General features: G+C 70.7%; 16 protein-coding genes. 8 read left to right on the forward strand and 8 right to left on the reverse strand.

Features of this window, described 5'->3' with window-relative positions:
- The first annotated feature begins 125 nt into the window (after positions 1-125).
- Both AB0395_RS10745 and AB0395_RS10750 read left to right on the forward strand, forming a co-directional pair.
- Positions 126-908, forward strand: coding sequence for an IclR family transcriptional regulator (locus AB0395_RS10745; RefSeq protein WP_366279082.1), 783 nt, complete (start codon positions 126-128; stop codon positions 906-908).
- A gap of 2,534 nt (positions 909-3,442) precedes the next feature.
- Positions 3,443-4,684, forward strand: coding sequence for a monooxygenase (locus AB0395_RS10750; RefSeq protein ID WP_366279084.1), 1,242 nt, complete (start codon positions 3,443-3,445; stop codon positions 4,682-4,684).
- 78 nt (positions 4,685-4,762) lie between these two features.
- Here the strand turns inward: AB0395_RS10750 and AB0395_RS10755 are convergent, their stop codons facing one another.
- Positions 4,763-8,350: a hypothetical protein gene (locus AB0395_RS10755; protein WP_366279087.1), complete on the reverse strand. Its 3,588-nt coding sequence runs from the start codon at positions 8,348-8,350 to the stop codon at positions 4,763-4,765.
- A gap of 431 nt (positions 8,351-8,781) precedes the next feature.
- Between AB0395_RS10755 and AB0395_RS10760 the strand changes: the two genes are divergently transcribed.
- Positions 8,782-9,114 carry a trypco2 family protein gene (locus AB0395_RS10760; RefSeq protein ID WP_366279088.1) on the forward strand — a complete coding sequence of 111 codons (333 nt, stop codon included), beginning with the start codon at positions 8,782-8,784 and terminating at the stop codon, positions 9,112-9,114.
- 54 nt (positions 9,115-9,168) lie between these two features.
- On the opposite strand, the gene AB0395_RS10765 is transcribed toward AB0395_RS10760, so the two are convergent.
- On the reverse strand, positions 9,169-9,762 hold the full coding sequence (locus AB0395_RS10765; RefSeq protein WP_366279090.1) for a TetR/AcrR family transcriptional regulator: 594 nt from the start codon (positions 9,760-9,762) through the stop codon (positions 9,169-9,171).
- 120 nt (positions 9,763-9,882) lie between these two features.
- On the opposite strand from AB0395_RS10765, the gene AB0395_RS10770 reads away from it, so the two are divergent.
- Positions 9,883-11,001, forward strand: coding sequence for a Gfo/Idh/MocA family oxidoreductase (locus AB0395_RS10770; RefSeq protein ID WP_366279093.1), 1,119 nt, complete (start codon positions 9,883-9,885; stop codon positions 10,999-11,001).
- A gap of 58 nt (positions 11,002-11,059) precedes the next feature.
- Here the strand turns inward: AB0395_RS10770 and AB0395_RS10775 are convergent, their stop codons facing one another.
- The 3 genes from AB0395_RS10775 to AB0395_RS10785 form a co-directional block, all read right to left on the reverse strand.
- Positions 11,060-11,908, reverse strand: a complete 849-nt coding sequence (locus tag AB0395_RS10775) for an alpha/beta hydrolase (protein ID WP_366279095.1) — start codon at positions 11,906-11,908, stop codon at positions 11,060-11,062.
- Positions 11,909-12,101: 193 nt separating this feature from the next.
- Positions 12,102-12,326, reverse strand: a complete 225-nt coding sequence (locus AB0395_RS10780; RefSeq protein ID WP_366279097.1) for a hypothetical protein — start codon at positions 12,324-12,326, stop codon at positions 12,102-12,104.
- Positions 12,289-12,723 carry a hypothetical protein gene (locus AB0395_RS10785; protein ID WP_366279099.1) on the reverse strand — a complete coding sequence of 145 codons (435 nt, stop codon included), beginning with the start codon at positions 12,721-12,723 and terminating at the stop codon, positions 12,289-12,291. Before AB0395_RS10785 ends, AB0395_RS10780 begins: the two co-directional genes overlap by 38 nt.
- Positions 12,724-12,956: 233 nt before the next feature.
- Between AB0395_RS10785 and AB0395_RS10790 the strand changes: the two genes are divergently transcribed.
- Both AB0395_RS10790 and nadE read left to right on the forward strand, forming a co-directional pair.
- Complete coding sequence (locus AB0395_RS10790; RefSeq protein WP_366279101.1) at positions 12,957-14,168, forward strand: helix-turn-helix transcriptional regulator; 1,212 nt, start codon at positions 12,957-12,959, stop codon at positions 14,166-14,168.
- A gap of 290 nt (positions 14,169-14,458) precedes the next feature.
- Positions 14,459-15,298 (forward strand): ammonia-dependent NAD(+) synthetase, encoded by an 840-nt coding sequence (gene nadE, locus AB0395_RS10795; protein WP_366279104.1) that lies wholly within the window; start codon positions 14,459-14,461, stop codon positions 15,296-15,298.
- Between the two features lie 60 nt (positions 15,299-15,358).
- On the opposite strand, the gene AB0395_RS10800 is transcribed toward nadE, so the two are convergent.
- From AB0395_RS10800 to AB0395_RS10810, 3 genes are all read right to left on the reverse strand, one after another.
- Complete coding sequence (locus AB0395_RS10800; protein ID WP_366279106.1) at positions 15,359-15,652, reverse strand: hypothetical protein; 294 nt, start codon at positions 15,650-15,652, stop codon at positions 15,359-15,361.
- A 12-nt stretch (positions 15,653-15,664) separates the two neighbouring features.
- Positions 15,665-16,252: a TetR/AcrR family transcriptional regulator gene (locus AB0395_RS10805; protein ID WP_366279108.1), complete on the reverse strand. Its 588-nt coding sequence runs from the start codon at positions 16,250-16,252 to the stop codon at positions 15,665-15,667.
- A gap of 307 nt (positions 16,253-16,559) precedes the next feature.
- Complete coding sequence (locus tag AB0395_RS10810; protein ID WP_366279110.1) at positions 16,560-17,099, reverse strand: helix-turn-helix domain-containing protein; 540 nt, start codon at positions 17,097-17,099, stop codon at positions 16,560-16,562.
- 47 nt (positions 17,100-17,146) lie between these two features.
- On the opposite strand from AB0395_RS10810, the gene AB0395_RS10815 reads away from it, so the two are divergent.
- Both AB0395_RS10815 and AB0395_RS10820 read left to right on the forward strand, forming a co-directional pair.
- The gene (locus AB0395_RS10815; protein WP_366279112.1) at positions 17,147-17,593 is read left to right on the forward strand and encodes a nuclear transport factor 2 family protein; all 447 of its coding nucleotides are present in this window, start codon (positions 17,147-17,149) and stop codon (positions 17,591-17,593) included.
- Positions 17,594-18,259: 666 nt separating this feature from the next.
- Positions 18,260-19,084: a pentapeptide repeat-containing protein gene (locus AB0395_RS10820; RefSeq protein WP_366279114.1), complete on the forward strand. Its 825-nt coding sequence runs from the start codon at positions 18,260-18,262 to the stop codon at positions 19,082-19,084.
- Positions 19,085-19,136 lie beyond the last annotated feature (52 nt).

Below are 19,136 nucleotides of genomic sequence, written 5' to 3' on the forward strand. Positions count from 1 at the left end.
TTTCCACTAAACTAGTAGGGAATATCAAACGCGTCTCATGATGCGGGACACAAGATCACCCAAGGCGCCCCGGGCCACACCTTAAATCCCCATTTAACCAGCAGGTTTTCCTATATTGTGGGAATATGGAGAAGAACGGCAGTCCGGTCGGCACGCAGGCCGTACAGCGGGCCATGAGCGTGCTCGCCTGTTTCAGGGACGGCGGCCCCATGCTGAGCGCCTCCGACCTGGCCCGCAGGACGGAGCTGTCCACGTCCACCGCGCACCGGCTGGCTCGCGCCCTGGTCTCCATGGGATTCCTTGAGCAGGACGCGCGGACCTCCAGATACCGCCTCGGGCCCTCGATGACGGAGCTGGGTCAGCTCTCCTTCCACCAGCGGGGCCTGCACCGGGTTGCGCCCGAGCTGGGCCAGCTCGCCCGCGCCACCTCCGCGACCGTGGACCTGGCGATCCGCAACGGCCGGTATGCGGTGATCCTGATCGGCGGCTCGGTCGACCCGGAGAGCGGGACCGGCCTGCGCAGGCCGCTGCACTCGACCGCGCTCGGGAAGGTCCTGCTCGCGTGGGCCCCTCCCGGCGAGGAGGACCTCGCCGCACTCGGCCCCCTGCGGGCGCAGACGGAACGGACCATCGTCGACCCCTGTGACCTGCGGGCCGAGATAGAGCGGGTGCGCAAGACCGGCTACGCCCTCAACGACGGCGAGTCCTCCCACGGGATCAGGACCCTCGCGGTGCCGGTCCTGGACCGGGCGGAGCAGGTCCGCTACGCGCTGGCCGTCCGGTCGACGCCCGAGGTCATCACCGACGCGCGGATCGGCTGGTTCGCCATGCACGCGCGGGCCTGCGCCAGGGCGCTCGAGGTGCTGCTGCTGTCCCCCGAGGAGCGCAGGGTCACCGACTTCGGCTGACGGCCCTTCCCTCCGGATCTCTCAGAGGCCTCTCCCGCCGTCGCGGGGCCGCCCACCGTGGGAGGCGCCTCGCCGAGGAGCGTGACCTGGCCGGTCGTGTTTCCCGCGACGACCCGCAGGACCGCCTTCGCCCGGCCGACGCCCGCGGGGGTGAAGCGTACGGATATCAGGCAGGTCCCCTTGGGGGGCAACGGGTGTCCCGCGCACGTGTCCCCGACGACGGCGAACCGCGGGTCGGAGACCGACGAGGCGACGGACGCGATGCTCCTCGGGCACGTGTTGCTCACCTGTACCTGTCTCACGGCCGAGACCGCGACACCGGAGAAGCCGAGCTGTCCGGGCGCGACGTTCGCGCATCCGACGGTCCGCGGGCGCTCTTTGATCATCTGGATGACCGGGGGCACGACGTAGACGGCGCCCGCCCCGGCAGCCACCGCCCCAAGGATCGCAAGGCCGGTCTTGATCGCCAGCGCCCTGGCCGCCAGGCCCGTCACCGTCCCGGCGAGCCCCGGGGGCCCGGCCCCGGTTCCGCCCGCGCCCGCCGCGGCGTGGACGCCCCTGGCCGCCGCGCCCGGGCCGCCGGAGATCACGGACGCGGGCGGAGCGGTCATCGCGGCCTGCGCGCGCGTGGTGATCGCCGCCCCGGCGGAGTCTCCGAGCTCCCGCCACAGCAGCGCGGCGGCGGCGAGCGCGGCCGCGGCACCCGTCGCGCCCTTGGCGAGCATGTGGACGCCCCGCTCGTGGGTGAAGTACGCGACGGCCCGTTCGTCCCCGGCCCTCTCCGCGGCGGCGAGCCCCGCGTCGAGCAGCTCACGCCAGGCGCCCCAGCGCAGCGCCCCGGCCATGGCGGGAGCGGCGGCGCGGGCGAGCCGTACGGCGAGGTCGGGCCTGCTCTCCGTCATGACGGTCGTGAGCCCGGTGAGCAGGCCTGCATGGGCGGAGAGCGCAGACGCGCTCGTGCCCGGCGCGCGGGCCCACCCGGTAACGCGGGCGGTGAGAGCTTCGAGGGCTTCGGCGCCGGGCGCCGCCTCCGCGGGCAGCAGGCCGCCGACACCCGGCGCGAGCCGGTAGCGGCGCCCGCCGGAGGAGGGTTCCTCGGTGAGCAGGCCGAGCCGTACCAGCCGCCCGGCCGCCTCGGCCGCGCCCTCGGTACCGGCGACCTCGGCGAGGAGGCCCTCCGACACCGGCGCGGACGGCAGGGCCGCGAAGAGAGCGAGCACGTCCCGCTCCGCCCGTCCGAGCCGGGCGTAAAGGAAGGGCACCGCGGAGCCGAACACCGGGCCGTCCCCGAGCCGGCCCTCGGGGGTCATGGAGGCGGCTGCGGCGCGGATCAGCTCCAGCGGCCCGCCTCCCGTCGTCTCCCACAGCGAGGTCGCCGCGGGGATCTCCTCCCGCTGCAACGGCCGGCCGAGCTCGCGGGCGAGCAGGCCGAAGGCCGCCCGCCTGCCGAGGCCGCCCAGCTCGACCGTCCTGTCCGCCGGGCTCTGCCCGCTCGCCGAGGTGAAGACCAGGGCGATGCCCGGCCCGGTCTCGAGGAACTCGCGTAGCCGGCCGGGCGGGCAGTCCAGATCGTCCACCAGCAGCACCGCGGAGATCCCGCCGAGCAGCTCGCGAAGGCGCGTCCGGCTCGGCGCGTAGCCGGATCCGTCGAACCACGCCTCGAACAGGTCCTGGAGCACGTCGTCCAGCTCGCGCCCCGCCCCCCTGATATGGACAACGGGCTCGCCCCGGTCGGCCACATCGTGAGCCAGGCGGCGCAGCAGGGTGCTCTTGCCGATCCCGTCCGGCCCGCGGATCTGCACCGGCTCGCCTGGAGCGATCATCAGCCCGAGCGCGGCCCGCTCCTCCTCACGCCCGATCGGCTCGTCTCCGAGTGGGGGAAGCGGGGGAAGGACGAGCCGCCGGGCCGGAGACGGAAGCGCCTTCGCCGCGGAGACGGACAAGCCCTGCTCCGTGCTGACGATGACGTGCCGGTCGCCCACGACGAACCGGTTCCGGGGATGTGACATGGATCCTCGCCTCTCGTCGGAACCCCCGAGATCAGCGGCAGTCATCCGGCGCATCGGGTCCTCCCCAAGCGCTGTATGGCTAGATGTTACCCAAAGACCCGTTATCGTTACAGGGAGTTGTCCCGATCGGGCCAACTCCCCGCGGACGCGGCCACGGCAGGCCGCGCCGTGTGAGAACCGGAGTCAGCCCTCGCCCGCCGACGGGAGCACGGTGTTGACCGAGGAGAGTACGGCCGGCACGGACGCGGAGATGGACGCCACCGGATGACGGCCGAGGACATGTGAGGAAGAGCATGTAAGGAGGCCACCGGGGGACGGACCGGCCACGGGGCGGAGATCGTGCGGGTGGCGTGCTACTCCTGACGTACGAGCGCCCTCACTCGAGGGTACGACCGCCTTCAGTCTCCGGGGTGATGAAAAACGGGCGCGGGCCGAGGAGCCTTGAGTCCGGTGACTCGATCGGAGTCCCGTCCCCGGCGCGCGTCCGAAAGCCTCCGGGGAAGACTCGGAGATCAGGGGGCGGTCATGAACCACGCGGTCAGAATGACCCGATGGCTGGGCAACGCGATCCTCTCGCTCGCGCTCGTCCTTCTTGTCACCTCATGCGCCGCCCGGGGGCCGGGGGCCGTCGCACACCATCCGGGCGCGGCCTCGGGCAGCCCGAGCGCGTCGGCCGCCGGGGCGCACGGCCTTCACGGCAAGGTGGCCGCTCCCCCGCCCGCGGCGCCGCTGCGCGCCTCGGAGCGGTTCGTCAGCCTGACGCTGCCCGAGCCGTACGAACCGAAGGCCCCGTCGGGGGGAACGGACGAGTACCGCTGCTTCCTGCTCGATCCCGGGCTGGCCGAGCGCTCCTTCCTCACCGGCAACCAGTTCCTGCCGCAGAACACCGACCTCGTGCACCACGCGATCCTCTACCGGCTCGGCCCGCAGGAGGCGAAGGCGGCCCAGGACCTCGACGCCCGCACACCGGGTGAGGGGTGGACGTGCTTCGGCGACACGGGCATCGAGGGCGGCGCCTGGGTCGGCCACTGGGCGCCGGGGGCCAACGAGACGCTGCTCACCCAGAAGGTCGGCTACCCGATGCCCGCGGGCAGCAAGCTGGTCATGCAGGTGCACTACAACCTCCTCGCCACCGAGGGCAAGCCGGGCGGCACCGACCGGTCGGGGATCCGGCTGCGGTTCGCCGACGGCGGGACGAAGCTCACGCCGCTGGAGACCGGGCAACTGGCCGCGCCCATCGAGCTGCCCTGCACCGCCGAGGAGTCCGGGCCGCTGTGCGACCGCGCGGCCGCGGTCGACGACGTCGCCCACCGGTTCGGGGAGCAGGCGAGGCAGGGCGTGAAGGGCCTCGGCCAGTACTGCGGCAAGGCGAAGCCCCCGGTCGCCGGATCCACCCAGCACTGCGACTACCCGATGGGGGTGCCCGGCACCGTGTACGCCGTCGCCGGGCACATGCACCTGCTCGGGCGCTCGATCAAGATGGAGCTCAACCCGGGCACACCCGGGGCGCGCACCCTGCTCGACATCCCCTCGTACAACTTCGACGAGCAGGCCATCCGCCCGCTGGCCACGCCGGTCGCCCTCAAGGCGGGTGACACCCTCCGGGTGACCTGCACGCACGACGCGGGCCTTCGCAAGCTGCTGCCCGCGCTGCGCGACCTGCCGCCGCGCTACGTCGTCTGGGGCGAGGGGACCAGCGACGAGATGTGCCTTGGGCTGCTCGTCTGGTCACCCGGCCGGGGAGCTGCCGCGGGCGGGAACGGCTGACGGGCGGGCGGCGCCGTACGGGGCGGGTCGAGTCCCGCGCGGCCTACGAGGACCGTCCGGCACCGCTCGCCGGACCCGCTACCGGAACGCCGAGCCGGGCGTCTGCCTGATCCAGCCGGGTGGCTTCCGGCCCGTCGCCGCCTCGTACGCCGCGCCGACCTCCCCGGGGGCGTTCAGGTAGGCGATGCGCAGGCCGTTCGCGGCGGCACCGGTGATCTCCTGGCCGTGCTCCCGCAGTTTTTCCCCCAGGACGAGGGTCTCGACCCAGGGCGCGACGGCCTCGCCCCACCGGGCTGTTCCCGCGAGGGTGAACCCGTACACGCTGAGGCTCTGCGCGTAGCCCTGCAAACCGGTCTCCGGGTCGAGCGCGAACAGCGCCCGGTGAAGGGCCACGGCCTCCTCGCCGACCGACACTGCGTCCGCCCAGCGTTCCGCCTCCCCCAGGCACTTGCCGTGGTTGCCGACCGCGACGGCCAAGCCCGGCAGGAAGGCCTCCCGGTCGAGGGCGGCCAGCTCACGCCACAGGCCGACGGCCTCCCCGCTCGCCGCGACCGCCTCGGCCCGCCGCCCCAGCTCCGCGAGCCTAACGGTGTGGGTGTTCAGCAAGTCGGCCAGGAGCGGCAGGTGGGTCTCCCGGTCGAGGGCGGTCAGCTCCCGGCGCAGACCGGCGAGTTCCTCACCCGCCACGACCGCCTCCGCGAGCCGTCCCGCCGCGGCCAGACGGTTCAGTTGGTTGCCCAGCGAACCCGCGAAGACGAGCAGGTAGCCGTCCCGGTTGAGCGTGGCCAGCCCCCGCCACAGGCCGACGGCCTCCCCGCCCGTCACGACCGCCTCCGCGAGCCGCCCGGCTCTCTCCAACTGGAGAGCGTGGTTGTTCAGCGTCTTGGCCAGGTCGAGCAGGTAGGGGTCCGGGCTATGCGCGGCCAGTCCTCGCCAGAGGACGGCGGCCTCCTCGCTCGTCACCGCGGCCTCGGCGGCCCGTCCCGCCGCCGCCTGGCACCTGGCGTGGGTGTTCAACGACCTTGCCAGGCCCGGCAGATGGGTGTCCCTGTCGGCCTCGGCCAGCATCCGGTAGACGAAGACGGACTCCTCGCTCGCCACGACCGCGTCGGCGGGCCGTCTCACCTCGGCCAGATAGGTGGCGTGGTTGTTCAACAGATCGGCCAGGCCGGACAGGTGGGCGCGCGGGGCACGGCTCGCCAGCTCCCGCTTGAGGCCAACGGCCTCCTCACTCGCCGCGACCGCCTCTGCCGGCCGCCCCACCTCCATAAGGCACGCGGCGTGGTTGGCCGCGGAACCGGCCAGGCCCGGCAGGTGGGAGTCGCGGTCGACGCCGATCAGCTCCCGGTGCAGGCGGACGGCCTGCTCGATGATCGGCAGCGCATCGGCCCACCGTTCCACTCTCACCAGGCAGAAGACGAGGTTGTTCAACGAGACCGCCAGCTCGGGAAGCCATCTGTCGGGATCCGCGTCGGCGAGCCCGCGATACACGCGTTCCTGGAGCTCGATGACGCCCAGCGTCAGGCCGGCGAGGCTGAGGGAGGATCGCGGCAGGGAGCCGGAGACACGGTCGAACTGCTCAGTGAGGTGGTCCGGCGACTGTTCGCCCAGTTCCAGCAGGCCGCCGACCAGGGGGTCTGGCCGTTCGACGACCGGCGCCGCGAGCTGGGCCGCGGTGGCGTACGGCTCAGCGCAAGTCGCGACCAGGCGCCGGATCTGGCCGTCCAGGCTCGGGGTGAAGGCGGGCCGTACCGCCGCCCGCGCCATGACGATCAGCAGGGTGCGCGCGTCGAAGACATCCGTCGCCAGGGAGGCGATCGACGGCAGCAGCGTGTCCTGCTCGACCAGGATCTGGCCCGCGAGCCGTTCGGCCAGCCGGTCCGGCTGGATCGCGGCCACCTGGACTCCGGCCGCGCGATCGTGCTCGGCGGGAGGGTAGAGGGCGGCGAGCCAGGCGGCGACGTCGCGGGCGTGGGCGTCACCCGCCAGCCGTCCGACGGCCAGGGCCCGGTCCGGGTCGCAGGGGCCGAGCAGGATCGCCGCGGCCAGGGCCCGCCACAGGGCCTTCTCGGCCTCGGCGTGCTGTTCGTCGGGATCGAGGCGGGCCGACAGGACCCCCGGCTGCAACAGCCTTCGCCGGTGCGCGACCCGCAGCAGGTAGTCGCGCTCGTGCCCGGCGAGCTCGGCCTCCGGGTCGGTCACGGTCGAGGGATCGCCGCCGACGGCCGCGCGGAGCAGGGCGTTGAGGGCGGCCATGTGCACGGTCAGCGCGTTTCCGTACCGTTCGTCGGCCAGGTCGGGCGGTGTCCGGCACAGCCGCAGGGCGAGGCCCGGCCAGTCAGCCGCGGGAAGCTCGGGGAAGCCGGGCAGGAGTTCGGCGAAGCGATTCACCGCGCCGGCGAACTCCTGCCCGCGGAGGTCGGCGGTTCCCGCCAGCGGAGCCAGTTCGACCGTCTCCGCGACACACCGGGGGTGTTCGCGTGCCAACCGGTGGCGCAGGGTGTCCCACCAGGCGCCCGCCGCCCTGGCCAGCAACAGCACCCTGACCGGCCGTCGCGGCGGGGTCGAGAGCAGGGATTCGAGGAGCAGGGCGACACGCTGCGGGCCCGACTCGGCGTAGTCGGCGACGATCAGCACCGGACAGGTGCCCTCGGCCAGACGCGCCAGGATCTCCGGGGTCAGGGCGCGCTCGCCGACGGCGTAACCTGCGTCCTCACCGGGCAGGTGCTGCGGGGAGTCCAGGAACCCGCCGACCCACGAGGCGGGGGTGAGGTGGAGGAACCGGTGCGCCAGGCGGGTCTTGCCCTGGCCGCCCTCACCGGTGATCAGCTTCACCGAGACCGGGCGGGGGTCGTCACGCCAGATCGCCAGTTCCTCGAGCAGAGCCTCGCGGCCGTGGAAGGCGATGACCTGGCGGGACGCCCCGAGCAGCGAGCCCGGGGTCACCGCGGGCGTTTCGGCCCGTTCGGCGCGGAACAGGCCGCGCAACTCGACCGGCTCGGCGGTCGGATGGCCGGTGAGGGCGGCGAAGACGGGATCGTCCAGCAGCGCGGTCACCGGTTCCGCGACGAGCCTGCGGGAGCCGTAGGCCGGCGGGTCCTCGATGATCACGCCGGTGAGCAGCGGGCCGCAGAACAGCGCGGCGCCGGACATGCCGACCCAGTGGCCCGCCTCGGGGGCGGCGCTGTGCACGGCGGCGTTGATCCGCCTGGCCAGGTGGCCCGCGCCGGGATTGACGGTGCCCGTGGCGTGATCGGTGTCGCGCAGGCCGCCGGGTCCCCACATGGCGAGGGGGAACCCGACCGCCTCCCAGGGGATGGCGGGAGTACTGGTGACCAGCCGCCCCCAGCGTGTCGGCGCCGAGGCGCTGGCCACAGGGCGCGTCAGGCGCAGCAGGGCCGCGTCCAGACGGCCCTCGGCGCACCAGGCCACCTCGCACGGGATCGAGGCGGGATCGTCCAGTGACCGGACGACGACGGGACCGCGAGGCGGATCGTCACCGCCGCGAGTCCCGGCGCCGAGGACGTGCTTGGCGGTCAGCACCAGATCAGGGGTGACCAGGTAGCCCGACCCGAACGAGCCCGTCCCGTCCGGAGTGGCCGCCCAGACATCCACCACACGCCCGATGTCCACCCGTGTTCCCTCCACGAGGATCCGGATCTCCACGGTGCCCCGTATCTCCTTGCCGGGACACCGGCACCGGATCGCCGGGCGGAACGGGTTCCGAGCGCATGACGTTCGAACTCGGAGCGAGCCGGGCTCCCCGCGCCCGGACCACCATAGCCGGGCACATCACTCCGGCCATGCCAAACGCCGAATACCGCGCACAATCACTGACGCCGAACGGCAAAGGCGATTATCAACCAGACATTTCCGGCGTTACCTATCAGACATTCCTCGAATCATCTCGGCATAAAAGCCCTGGTCGCGGACAAGGGCACGACCTGCCACGATGCGGCCGGAAACCGGAACGGCCGGGCGCGCCTCGCCGTACGGCCGGAGCATCTCCCCAAAACGCCATCAATCGCGTTATACGCCCTCCCAATGAAGGTGAAGCGCTCTATCGTGTGAATCGCGCCGTCAGACGGGAGCCGAGCATGGGTGACGAGCCACTGTCGCTGGCCGAGGCGATGGAGCTGGTCCGAGGAGAGGTCGCCAGGGCCCGCAGCCGGGCCGAGGCGCTGGGCGAGGAGCTGCGTTTCACCGTCGGCACGGTCGAGGTGGAGTTCCTGGTGCAGATCACCCGCGAACGCGGCGGTGAGGGCAAGCTCACCCTCGGCGTGGTCGAGGCCGGCGCCTCGGGCAAGGGCACCCGCGCCGACACCCACCGCGTCATGTTCTCCCTGACCCCGTTCTCCACGGCCACCGGCAGGCCTCCCACCATCGGCGACGAGACCCCCCAGCCCCCACCACGCCCTTCCTATCCATAGCCCCCGAAGCCGGCCCGCAAGGTCGCGGCGGCCAACGGGGTCAACCGCTCGCCGTCACCTCTCCGACGGCCAGTTTCGCAGCGCGACCTCGGCCGCCCTGAGCAGCTCGTCCCGGCTCGCGCCCCCGGCGGCCTGGACCGCGATGCCGTCGGTGAGCAGGATGACGAGGCGGGCCAGGTCCGCGGGATCGCAGCCGGCGGGCAGGTCGCCGTCCTCCTGTGCCCGCGTCAGGCGGGCCGCGAGCGCCACCTCGCCCGCCCGCCTGCGCGCCACCACCTCGTCCCTGACCTGGTCCGTCTCGGGGCCGCCCGGCTGCGCGCAGCGGACGCTCAGGCAGCCGCGGGGGGTTGCGGGGCCCGCGGTCAGCTCGATCGCGCCGTAGACCAGGCGCTCGACCACCTCCCGTGCCCGCAGCGCCTCGAGGGCCCGCGCGGCGTACCCGCCGGGCCCGTCGACGTAGCGGTCGAACACCTTGCGGAAGAGCTCCTCCTTGTTGCCGAAGGCGGCGTAGAGGCTGGGGCGGTTGATGCCCATGGCGGCGGTCAGATCGGATATCGCCGTTCCCTCGTACCCCTGGCGCCAGAAGACCTCGAGCGCGCGGTCGAGCGCGGCCTCGGGGTCGAACGCGCGTGGACGCCCTCCCGGCATGCGCACCTCCAAGTTTCTTACCAATCGGTACGTTACCCCGTTGACACCGTCTCGCGGGCCGGACTAGTTTTTTACCGATCGATACATAATTTGTGCGGGAAACACGAGCGAAGGAGAGACATGAGCACGGCATTCGCGCGCCCGATCCGCGTCGGGGTCGTCGGCGCCAGCCCTGGCCGGGGATGGGGCACGGCGGCGCACCTGCCGGCACTCCTCGGTCTGGAGGAGTACACCGTGACCGCGGTCGCGACCACCAAGCCGGACAGTGCCCGCCGTACCGCGGCGGCGTTCGGGATCGAGCACGCGTTCGCCGACGTGGGCGAGCTGGCCGCCCATCCGGACGTCGACGTGGTCGCCGCGGTGGTGAGGGCGCCCGGCCACGCGGAGGCGGTGCGGACCGCGCTCGCCCACGGCAAGCACGTCGTGTCGGAATGGCCGCTGGGAGTGAACCTGGCCGAGGCCGTCGAGCTGGCCGAGGCCGCGACCGCCGCGGGGGTCGTCCACGCCGTCGTCCTGCAGGGCTTCCACTCCCATCCCGCCGCCTTCGTCAAGGAGCTGATCGCCGAGGGCCGGATCGGCGAGCTGGAGTCGATCACCGTCGTGGCCGCGGGCGATCCGCTCGGCGGCGACCGCATCTTCCCGGACCTCGCCTGGAGCGTCGATCCGGCGGCGGGGTCGAACCTCCTGACCATCATGGCCGGGCACTTCCTGGCGATGGCCGAACACCTGGCGGGCCCGCTGACGGAGGTCTCCGCCTCGCTCGCGTACCGCCATCGCGAGGTCGTCGTGGCGGAGACCGGCGAGCGGGTGCCCAGCGGGGTGCCCAGCCACGTGGCCGCCCACGGACTTCTGGAGAGCGGGGCGACGGCCGCGCTGAGCGTGCACGGGGGAGGCGGGACGCCCAGCGGCTTCCAGATCAAGATCACCGGAAACGAGGGCGCGCTGACCGTCACCCCGGTCCGATCGTCGGAGTACATGCACTGGGGAGACTGGACGATCGTCCACTCGGCCCCGGACGGCACCCGCGCCGAGCTGCCCCTGCCGAGCCACCACGCGCCGCCCGGCGGCTTCCGGGGCCCGGCCACCCACATCGCCGCCTTCTACCGGCGGGTGGCCCCGGCGTTCGCGGAGGGCCGGCAGGCGTTTCCCTCCTTCCACGACGCCGTGCGGCAGCACCGCGTGCTGGCCGCCGTCGAGCACGCCTCCCGGACCGGCGCCCGCCAGAAGATCGTCCCCTGAGACCGCGCGTCTCCCGGTGAGGACTCAGGCTCGAGGCTGAGGGCGCCGGGCCTGGGGTTCAGGCCGCCGACGTGGAGACGGTCGGGGCGAAAGAGCCCGTCAGCGTGGAAGACCGGTGCGTTCTGGCGAGGAAGGGCAGCAGCGCCTCGGCGAGAGCCTCGGGGAACTCCGCCTGCGGGTAGTGGCCCGCGCCCTCGATCAGCGCCTGCGACGCCCCCATCCTGGCGGCCTGGAGTCCGGCCACGGCCGTGGGGTCGGCGAAATCGGGGTCGGCGGTGCCCATGACCACCAGCGCGGGGCAGGTCACGCGGTCCAGCCATTCCTCGCCCATCGGGCCCGCGGTGACGTAGGCGCGCGTCGCCTTCCTGCGGGCGGGCAGCGCGTCGACGGAGCGGGCGCGGTACTCGGCGAAGTCGGCGGGCGGCGCGGTGGGGTAGGCCATCTTGAGATAGACGCCCCACACGGCGGGGAAGGCCACGACCGCCCGGCCGACCAGCGCCAGCAGCGCCCGCTTGACCGGTCCCACCGGCAGGTTCGGGACGAAGCTCGCGATCGGCACCACACCCGCGACCAGCTCCGGGGACTCGGCGGCGGCGCACATGATGGACCCCGCGGCGTAGGAGTTGCCGACCAGGACGGCGGGCCCCGCGTCCAGGTGCGCGACCAGGGTGGTGATGTCGCGGCCCTGGGCGGCGTAGGAGTAGTCGTCCCAGTCGATGGAGGATTCCCCGTAGCCGCGGATGTCCATCGTCACCACCCGGTAGCCCGCCTCGACGAGCAGCGGGCGCAGGAACCGGTAGGACTCCCGGCTGTCGAGCATGCCCGGGATCATGACCACCGGGGGGCCGTCGCCCTCGTCGTCGTAGGCGATCCGACCTGCTTCGACCTGCAGGAACTGGGACTTCATGATTCCCCCATGAGCATTAGTCACTTTTGAGAACACTGCTCTCGATGGGGTAATCATGCCCCTCCCCCCGGAGCGAGTCAAGAGCAGTGCTCTCTATTTGGACTTATGATCCCTCGTGGTCGCCGCTTCCGGCGGCCGACCGCGGGAGGCGCGCTTCACCCGGAGGCCGCCCCCGTCGGCTGAATCCGCGAGGTCAGGGGCGCCGCGACGTCCCGCGCCGCTCTCCCCTCGTCTCGCTCTCCAGCACCATGGTCATGTACGCCAGAAGATCGGACCGACGACGCAGCGGGTTGCGATAGAGGGGCGGCCCGCCGTTCCTGATCCGCAGGGCTTCGCGGACGATCCGGTGCCAACGTTCGTCGAACACCTTTAGGGCGTACTCACCCGCGGCGGTCTTGGACCCTATCTCGCCCGTCACGAGAGTGTGGTGGAGCCGGGTGACGCCGAGCGCGCCCCACGTGGTCTGGTAGGCGCCGAGAACCGCGACTCCCCACGGCGACAGCAGCCGCGAGCCGTTCTCGACCCGTCGGCGTCCAGTAGGTCGCCAGGTTCTCCCGGGTACGGCGGGCCAGGGCGTCCCGGTCGGTGTGGATGCCGAGTTCCGCGACGGAGGGGCCGCGCACGGCCACCCCTCCCCGGGAAAGGACGTGCCAGGTCACCAGATGCCGCTCGAACCTGCTCGACTCCTCGAAGCGCCACTCGTGCACGGCGGGCCCCGCCGGGGTCTCCTCCGGATCCCGCCGCAGGTCATCCCAGGTGACGTACAGGCCGTCGAAGAACGGCCCGGGGTGACGCCTCCTCAGCTCGGCGTGCACCTCGCGCAGGGATCCCGCCTCGGGCCGCGAACAATCCGATCGGAGACAGACCCCGTGAACGACCTTCCGGTCCATTGTTCACAGGAAACGTGAACAATGGATTTCCCTTCGAACTTTTTCCCGCCAAGAACGTGAAAGCGGAGGCAGGTGGGGCCGTCACCGGAAAAGATGATTTTCAAGGGCGGGACGGGAAGTTATGGTGAAGGCACCGCCCGAGGGCGAGAGGAGTCGATATGGCCGAGCGCGACTGGAATCCCGATCCAGGCGTCGAGAACGAATCCACCGGCCGCCGCATCGCGCGGATACGGAAACGGCGAGGCCTCACCCAGACCGGCCTGGCCGCCAGGGCCCACGTCTCCCGCAGCCTGATCGCGCAGGTGGAGTCGGGCCACAAACCCGCCACCCCGGCCCTCGTCGCCGCCGTGGCCCGCGCCTGCGCGATCGACGTCGCCGAACTCAACGGCCAGCCCTACCGTGGACCGGACAAGCGCACCGACGCCGTACACGCCGCGATTCCCGTTATCAGACGTACCCTTGCCTACATCGACATTCCCCCCGAACTGGAAATCCCTCCCAGATCACTGGAAGAGCTGGCCGAAGAACTGATCAGCCTTCAGAAGCTACAAGAAGCAACCGCCCATATCAGTCTGAGCAGCCGCCTACCGGCCACCATCGAAGAGCTGACAACTCACGCATTGGAGTCAAATGCCCCGAAGGCATGGCACCTGCTGAACCACTCATATGCCTTGGCGGCGTCCCTGGCACGTCGGCTCGGCTACAACGACCTGGCGCAGGTCGGTATCGATCGGGCCGCAACCACCGCGTCACGCGCCAACGACCCCTACCTGCGACACCTGGTCCCACTGGGCCGCGCACTTCTGCTGCTCAACCTTGGATTCGGCGACATCGCACTGACGACGGCGAAACAGGCGGCAGACGACGTGGACCGCTCCGAACCTGCGGGGCAGGAGATCTACGCCTCGCTTCATCTCCGTGCCGCCGTGTCCGCAGCACGAATGGGACGGGCGTCGGAAGCCTGGGAGCATCACGGCCTCGCAACCGAAACAGCGGCTCGCATGACCTCGCGAAATCGACTGGATCCGTACGGATCGGAAGCAAGCCCCATTAACGTGGCCATCCACGGATGTGCGGTGGCGACCGAGCTCGGCGACTATGACGAGGCGGTCCGCCTGGACGCGGATTTCACGCTTCCCCCCACTCTCTACGCCGAACGCAGGGCACACCACGAGATCGACATGGCCAGAACCCACCTCTGGCTCAACGACCACGACAAAACTCTCAAGCGCATTCTCAACGCCGACAGAATCGCCCCCCAGATGACCCGCTTCCACCCCACCGCCCGGGAAACGGTCAGACAGCTCGGCACCCACTACCGCACCGTCCCCGAGCGGCTCCGCAATCTGGAAACCCGCATGGCCCTGTAGTCGTCCTTTTCTCCGGACAGTTGTTCACCCCGAACCGTGAACAGCCACCACCATCACCCTCCGTAATGTCGTCGTCACGATCAGGACGGCATTCCTCGCCGTCCGAGTCCGATCTCCGGCCCTGAGAGCGGCCAGGCCGCTGCGCGACGCGCCGCCCGCCCCGAGAACGCGGCCGAGGTCCACGACGGGTACGGCCCTGCGCTGCTGCGCGCCAGGGCCGGACCGGCGGCCTGGCGCGACGGGGACGAACCGGTCTCCCCCGGTTCGATTTCGGCCAGTACAGTACCTGGGTGTCGAATCTACGAGAGCAGATCCTCACCGAACTCGGCGTCAAGGCGACCATCGTCCCCAAGGTCGAAATCCGGCAACGGGTCGACTTCCTCAAGGACTACCTGCGCTCGACCCCGGCCAAGGGCTACGTGCTCGGGATCAGCGGCGGCCAGGACAGCACGCTGACCGGCAGGTTGTGCCAGCTCGCCAGCGAGGAACTGCGCGCCGAGGGGCACGAGGCCACCTTCGTCGCGGTGCGGCTGCCCTACGGTGTGCAGGCCGACGAGCACGACGCGCAGATCGCGCTGAAGTTCATCCAGCCCGACCGGTCGATCACCGTGAACGTCAAGCCGAGCGCGGACGCCGTCGCCGCCGAGGCGGCGCTCGGCCTGCGGGAGCTGCTGGGCGACGAGCCCAAGCTGCGGGACTTCGTCCGCGGCAACATCAAGGCCCGCGAACGCATGGTGGTCCAGTACTCGATCGCCGGGCAGCTGGGCCTGCTCGTCGTGGGCACCGACCACGCGGCCGAGGCGGTGACCGGCTTCTTCACCAAGTACGGCGACGGCGGTGTCGACGTCACCCCGCTGACCGGACTGACCAAGCGCCAGGGCGCCGCTCTGCTGCAGGAACTGGGCGCACCACCGAGTGTCTGGGAGAAGGTGCCGACCGCCGACCTCGAGGACGACCGGCCCGCACTGCCCGACGAGGTGGCGCTCGGCCTGAAGTACACCCAGATCGACGACTATCTGGAAGGCGCCGACGTCACACCGGACGTGGCGGCGAAGGTGGAGTCGGTCTACCTCGCGACCCGGCACAAGCGGGTCGTTCCGGTCACCCCACTCGACGCCTGGTGGCGTTGATCCCACGGTGATCGCCCCGGCCACACCGCATGAGACGGTCATCAGCACAGGGCATGGGGCTCATTGTGGTGCTTCGTTGCGTCCGAAGGCGCCTGGGCCCGCGTGGAAGAGGCCAATGAGCAGGACGCTCACGCCGATGGAGGCAAAGGCCGATTCGGGGTGTCGGTCGATGTGCGCCCACCACAGCAGCAGGCCGCCGAGGACGAGGCCGGCCCATCCCGCGACGAGGTTGGGGACGGGCCCGCTGCCCAGTGCGCTCGGGTAGTGCCTTCTGGTGATGCCGCGGATGAAATGAGGCAGTCCGTTGCCGGCGACGAGGCCGCCGAGGAAACCGAGAACGATCGTTTGCCACACTGCGAGGGGTCCTTATCGTCGGCCGATTTGATGGCTGAGCATGGGAAGCAGCACCGCGTCCACGAGCGTGTGCAGGAACGGGTCGTCGAGAGGTTCGCCGGTGACGAGGAGGCGAGACAGCAGCGCGGCCGAGCTGATCTCGGCGAGGAGTGCGTGGTCGATCGTCTGGGGAACCTCGCCTCGGGCTGCGGCTCGGGCCATGACGGCCGCGAACACATCGCGTTTGTGGTCGAGGACGTGCCGTCGTACGGTCTGCGCGAGATCGGAGTCGCGGCGCATCGCGGCGAGGAGCCCGAGAATGAGCGCGCTGTCCTGACCGGTGAGGCTGGCCCGCAGTGCCAGCAGTACCGCCACCAGGTCGTCACGCAGGTTCGTGGTGTCGGGCGGGGCAGCCACCGGTGTTCCGGCGTACCGCCGGATGGCCGTTCCCACCAGGTCGGCTTTGCCCGGCCATCGTCGATAGATCGTGGCCTTGCTGGCGTGGGCACGCTCCGCGATGGCCTCGATGGTCAACTGGTCGTAGCCGACCTCGCTCAGCAGGCTCATGGCCGCGAGCAGGATGGCTTCCTCCCGGATCTCGCCGCGTCGGCGCGTCGGCATCCCCACCTCCTATCGAAACGGTGCCGTTCACATACAAAAAGTGTACGCACACGTTTCGATTCCACGGAAGAGATCCACCCGAATCGGCTCGATCAGTTCGCCGTCCGCTCGCCGTGGCGCTTCGAAACTCATCACGCGGAACCTGGACCGGGAGTCCCCCGGAGCGGTTCAGAGCCCTGTGACTCCTCCACCCCCTAAAAGGAGCGGAGGAGTCACCGTTTTTCCCCGGCTGGAAGTCCGCGGGGAGCTTGTCAGGCATTCACACCGCGCGCCGAACGCTCGGTGAGAGCGCGGTCCGGGGCCTGTCTCAGGAGCAGTCTCCGTCGCCCGTCGGGCACGCCGATGTGGATGGCGGCCCGACGAGAAGAGTGGAGATGAGGGAGGTGCCCCGGCCGGTGCGGCCGCCCGGGCCAGGCTGGTAGTCGACCTGCTCGGCCGTCAGTTCGTCGCCGCACGACCGGCAGGTCACGGCGGCCTGGGTGTCGTTGCCACAGGTGTGGTGCCGGATGATCAGCGGCGGGCCCGCGTCACCGGCTTCCCAGCGGTCGCCCCACGCGGTCAGCGCGAGCAGGATCGGCACCAGGTCCCGCCCCTTTTCGGTCAGGTGGTACTCGTATCGGTCGGGCCGCTGCGAGTACCGCTCGCGCCGTAGCACGCCGCCCTCCACCAGCCGCTCGAGCCGTTGGCTCAGCACGTTGGTAGCCGCGCCGAGGTCGTGCTGGAGCTCGTCGAACCGGTGAAGGCCGAGCGCCACGTCGCGCACTATCAGCAATGCCCAGGGGTCGCCCACGATCGCCGCGGAACGGGCGATCGAACATGCGATCCCGGCGAAGTCGGTTCTGGTCATGTCTTAGTCCCTTGCTTTAAGCAAGTCAGCAGGATACCGTACGCCTCATGTATCACGCGATCGTACGATCAGTCGTCAGGAGGACCTGGCGCAAGGTGAACACCGGCGATTACGAGGCAGCGGTTTCGATGGCCGCGCCCGATCTGCGGTTCCGGTTCGTCGGCGACACCGCGCTGGGCGCGGACGTGCGCGGCCCGGAGGCGTTCCGGGCGTGGTTCGCACGGTTCACCGAGCACCTCCCCGGCGTCCGCCTCCGGCTCGTGGACGTCGTGGCCGGTGGCTGGCCGTGGAACACCAAGGTCGCGGTGTGGCTGCAGGTCGCGGGCACGCTGGAGGACGGGACGCCCTACCGCAACATCGCCATGCAGTGGGTCACTCTCCGCTGGGGCCGCATGGTCGACGACATCGTCGTCGAGGACACCCTCAAGCTCGACGCCGCGCTGCGCCGACAGCAGCGCCACCTCTTGGCCACGGCACAGCCGTCCGGCGACTAGCCAGGCGTGCGTCACGTCCGGCCACATATCTCACCTGAGGTCACACCCCCTCGTTGACGCACGCGACGCGCACGGTGGTCTCGTGGTGGACGGCGGGCTCGTCGGGTGTGCGGGGGCCACTCAGACGGGCCCTCCGGTACCGGCTGGAACCGCGTCGGCAATGGCGGTTTCCTCGCCTGGGAGCCGACGGGCCAGGTGACCGACTCCCCCGCTTCCTCGCACGCCTCTCGGCCTCTTCGGGAAACGGCGGTCGTCAAGGGGCCCGCGAGGCCGCGCCGATCTTTTCCAGAATCGGCGGACGCGTTCTCAGGGTATTCCACCGGAGACGGGACTCCGGTTTTCGGGCATCCATAAACGGGAAAGCAGGGAGCCGGGACGCCATCTCGTATTTCCCGGGGAAGTGCCAGTATTGGGGCACCGGATTAAGCTTACCCTTATGCGCTGAGGCGTCCCCGGATGAAAACATGGACAAATCCCCTCAAAAGCACTTCGTATCGCATCAAACGATTACTTCGCGGAAGAAAAAAGCCGCCTTCCGCGAGTGTTCCCCCCGCCCCGGAGGTCCGATCCGAACCGCCGCCCGGCGAGCCGAGGCCCACCGCGAGCGAACCGCAGGGCAGCCGTCACAGCCCCTTTCTCGACTGGTTCAACGCGATCGGGACCCTGGTGACCGGCCTCGCGACGGCCGGTGCCCTGATCTTCGCGGGCGGCTCGGTGCAGACGTCGTCGGACGCGGTGAAGGTCGCGCGCGAACAGTTGAAACAGGCGCAGGACAACCAGATCACTGAGCGCTTCACCAAGGCCGTGAACCAGCTCTCCTCCCGGGAGCCCACGGTCCGGCTGAGCGGCATATACACCCTGGAGCGAGTGGCCGGCGACTCGGCGCGTGACCAGCCGGTGGTCACCGAGGCGTTGTGCGCCTTCATCCGCGTCAAGACGGAACAGATCCTCTCCAGAAAGAATGGAAGACTCCCGGATCACCCCGACCTCGACACGCAGGCGGCTCTGAGCGTGATCGGCCGCCGCACGATTCAGAGGCAGCCGGAGGTGGTCGACCTCAGGAAAACCCACCTCGTCGGCGCGGACCTGATGTACGCGCATCTCGCCAACGCGAACCTCGAAATGGTGAACCTCTCCTTCTCGCAGCTCAAGAACGCCTCTTTGACGGGGGCGAAGCTGTCCAACGCCCGTTTCCCGAGCACGGACTTCACCCACGCAGAACTCGGGGGCGCGACGATGCCGGACATCTCGGCCGCCCATGCGAAATTCGTCGACGCCGACCTGCGCGGAGCGACGCTGAGAAACGCCAAGCTCAGCAGCGCCGACTTCAAAAACGCCAAGCTGGGGCAGGCCGACCTCGATTCGGCGGATCTGCGCGGCGCCCGGAACATCACCCTTGGCCAGCTCAGGTCCGCGAAGCGGATAACGGCGGGGACAAGGCTCCCCGAGGGTTTCCTGTGGACCGCGGCAAAAGGAGTGCGGAAGAAATGACCCTCCGCCATCCGATGCCCTCTGATGACCACGATCCGACGCGCTTCAGGGA

Origin of the sequence: Streptosporangium sp. NPDC051023, assembly GCF_040689595.1 — a bacterium.
Lineage (GTDB): Bacteria > Actinomycetota > Actinomycetes > Streptosporangiales > Streptosporangiaceae > Streptosporangium.

Excerpts from the sequence above, each read along its gene's own strand:
- AB0395_RS10805 (WP_366279108.1), bottom strand. The coding sequence starts at position 16,252 with ATGCCGACGCGCCGACGCGGCGAGATCCGGGAGGAAGCCATCCTGCTC.
- AB0395_RS10790 (WP_366279101.1), top strand. The coding sequence starts at position 12,957 with ATGGCCGAGCGCGACTGGAATCCCGATCCAGGCGTCGAGAACGAATCC.
- AB0395_RS10770 (WP_366279093.1), top strand. The coding sequence starts at position 9,883 with ATGAGCACGGCATTCGCGCGCCCGATCCGCGTCGGGGTCGTCGGCGCC.
- AB0395_RS10745 (WP_366279082.1), top strand. The coding sequence starts at position 126 with ATGGAGAAGAACGGCAGTCCGGTCGGCACGCAGGCCGTACAGCGGGCC.
- AB0395_RS10815 (WP_366279112.1), top strand. The coding sequence starts at position 17,147 with ATGTATCACGCGATCGTACGATCAGTCGTCAGGAGGACCTGGCGCAAG.
- AB0395_RS10760 (WP_366279088.1), top strand. The coding sequence starts at position 8,782 with ATGGGTGACGAGCCACTGTCGCTGGCCGAGGCGATGGAGCTGGTCCGA.
- AB0395_RS10775 (WP_366279095.1), bottom strand. The coding sequence starts at position 11,908 with ATGAAGTCCCAGTTCCTGCAGGTCGAAGCAGGTCGGATCGCCTACGAC.
- AB0395_RS10810 (WP_366279110.1), bottom strand. The coding sequence starts at position 17,099 with ATGACCAGAACCGACTTCGCCGGGATCGCATGTTCGATCGCCCGTTCC.
- AB0395_RS10750 (WP_366279084.1), top strand. The coding sequence starts at position 3,443 with ATGAACCACGCGGTCAGAATGACCCGATGGCTGGGCAACGCGATCCTC.
- AB0395_RS10765 (WP_366279090.1), bottom strand. The coding sequence starts at position 9,762 with ATGCCGGGAGGGCGTCCACGCGCGTTCGACCCCGAGGCCGCGCTCGAC.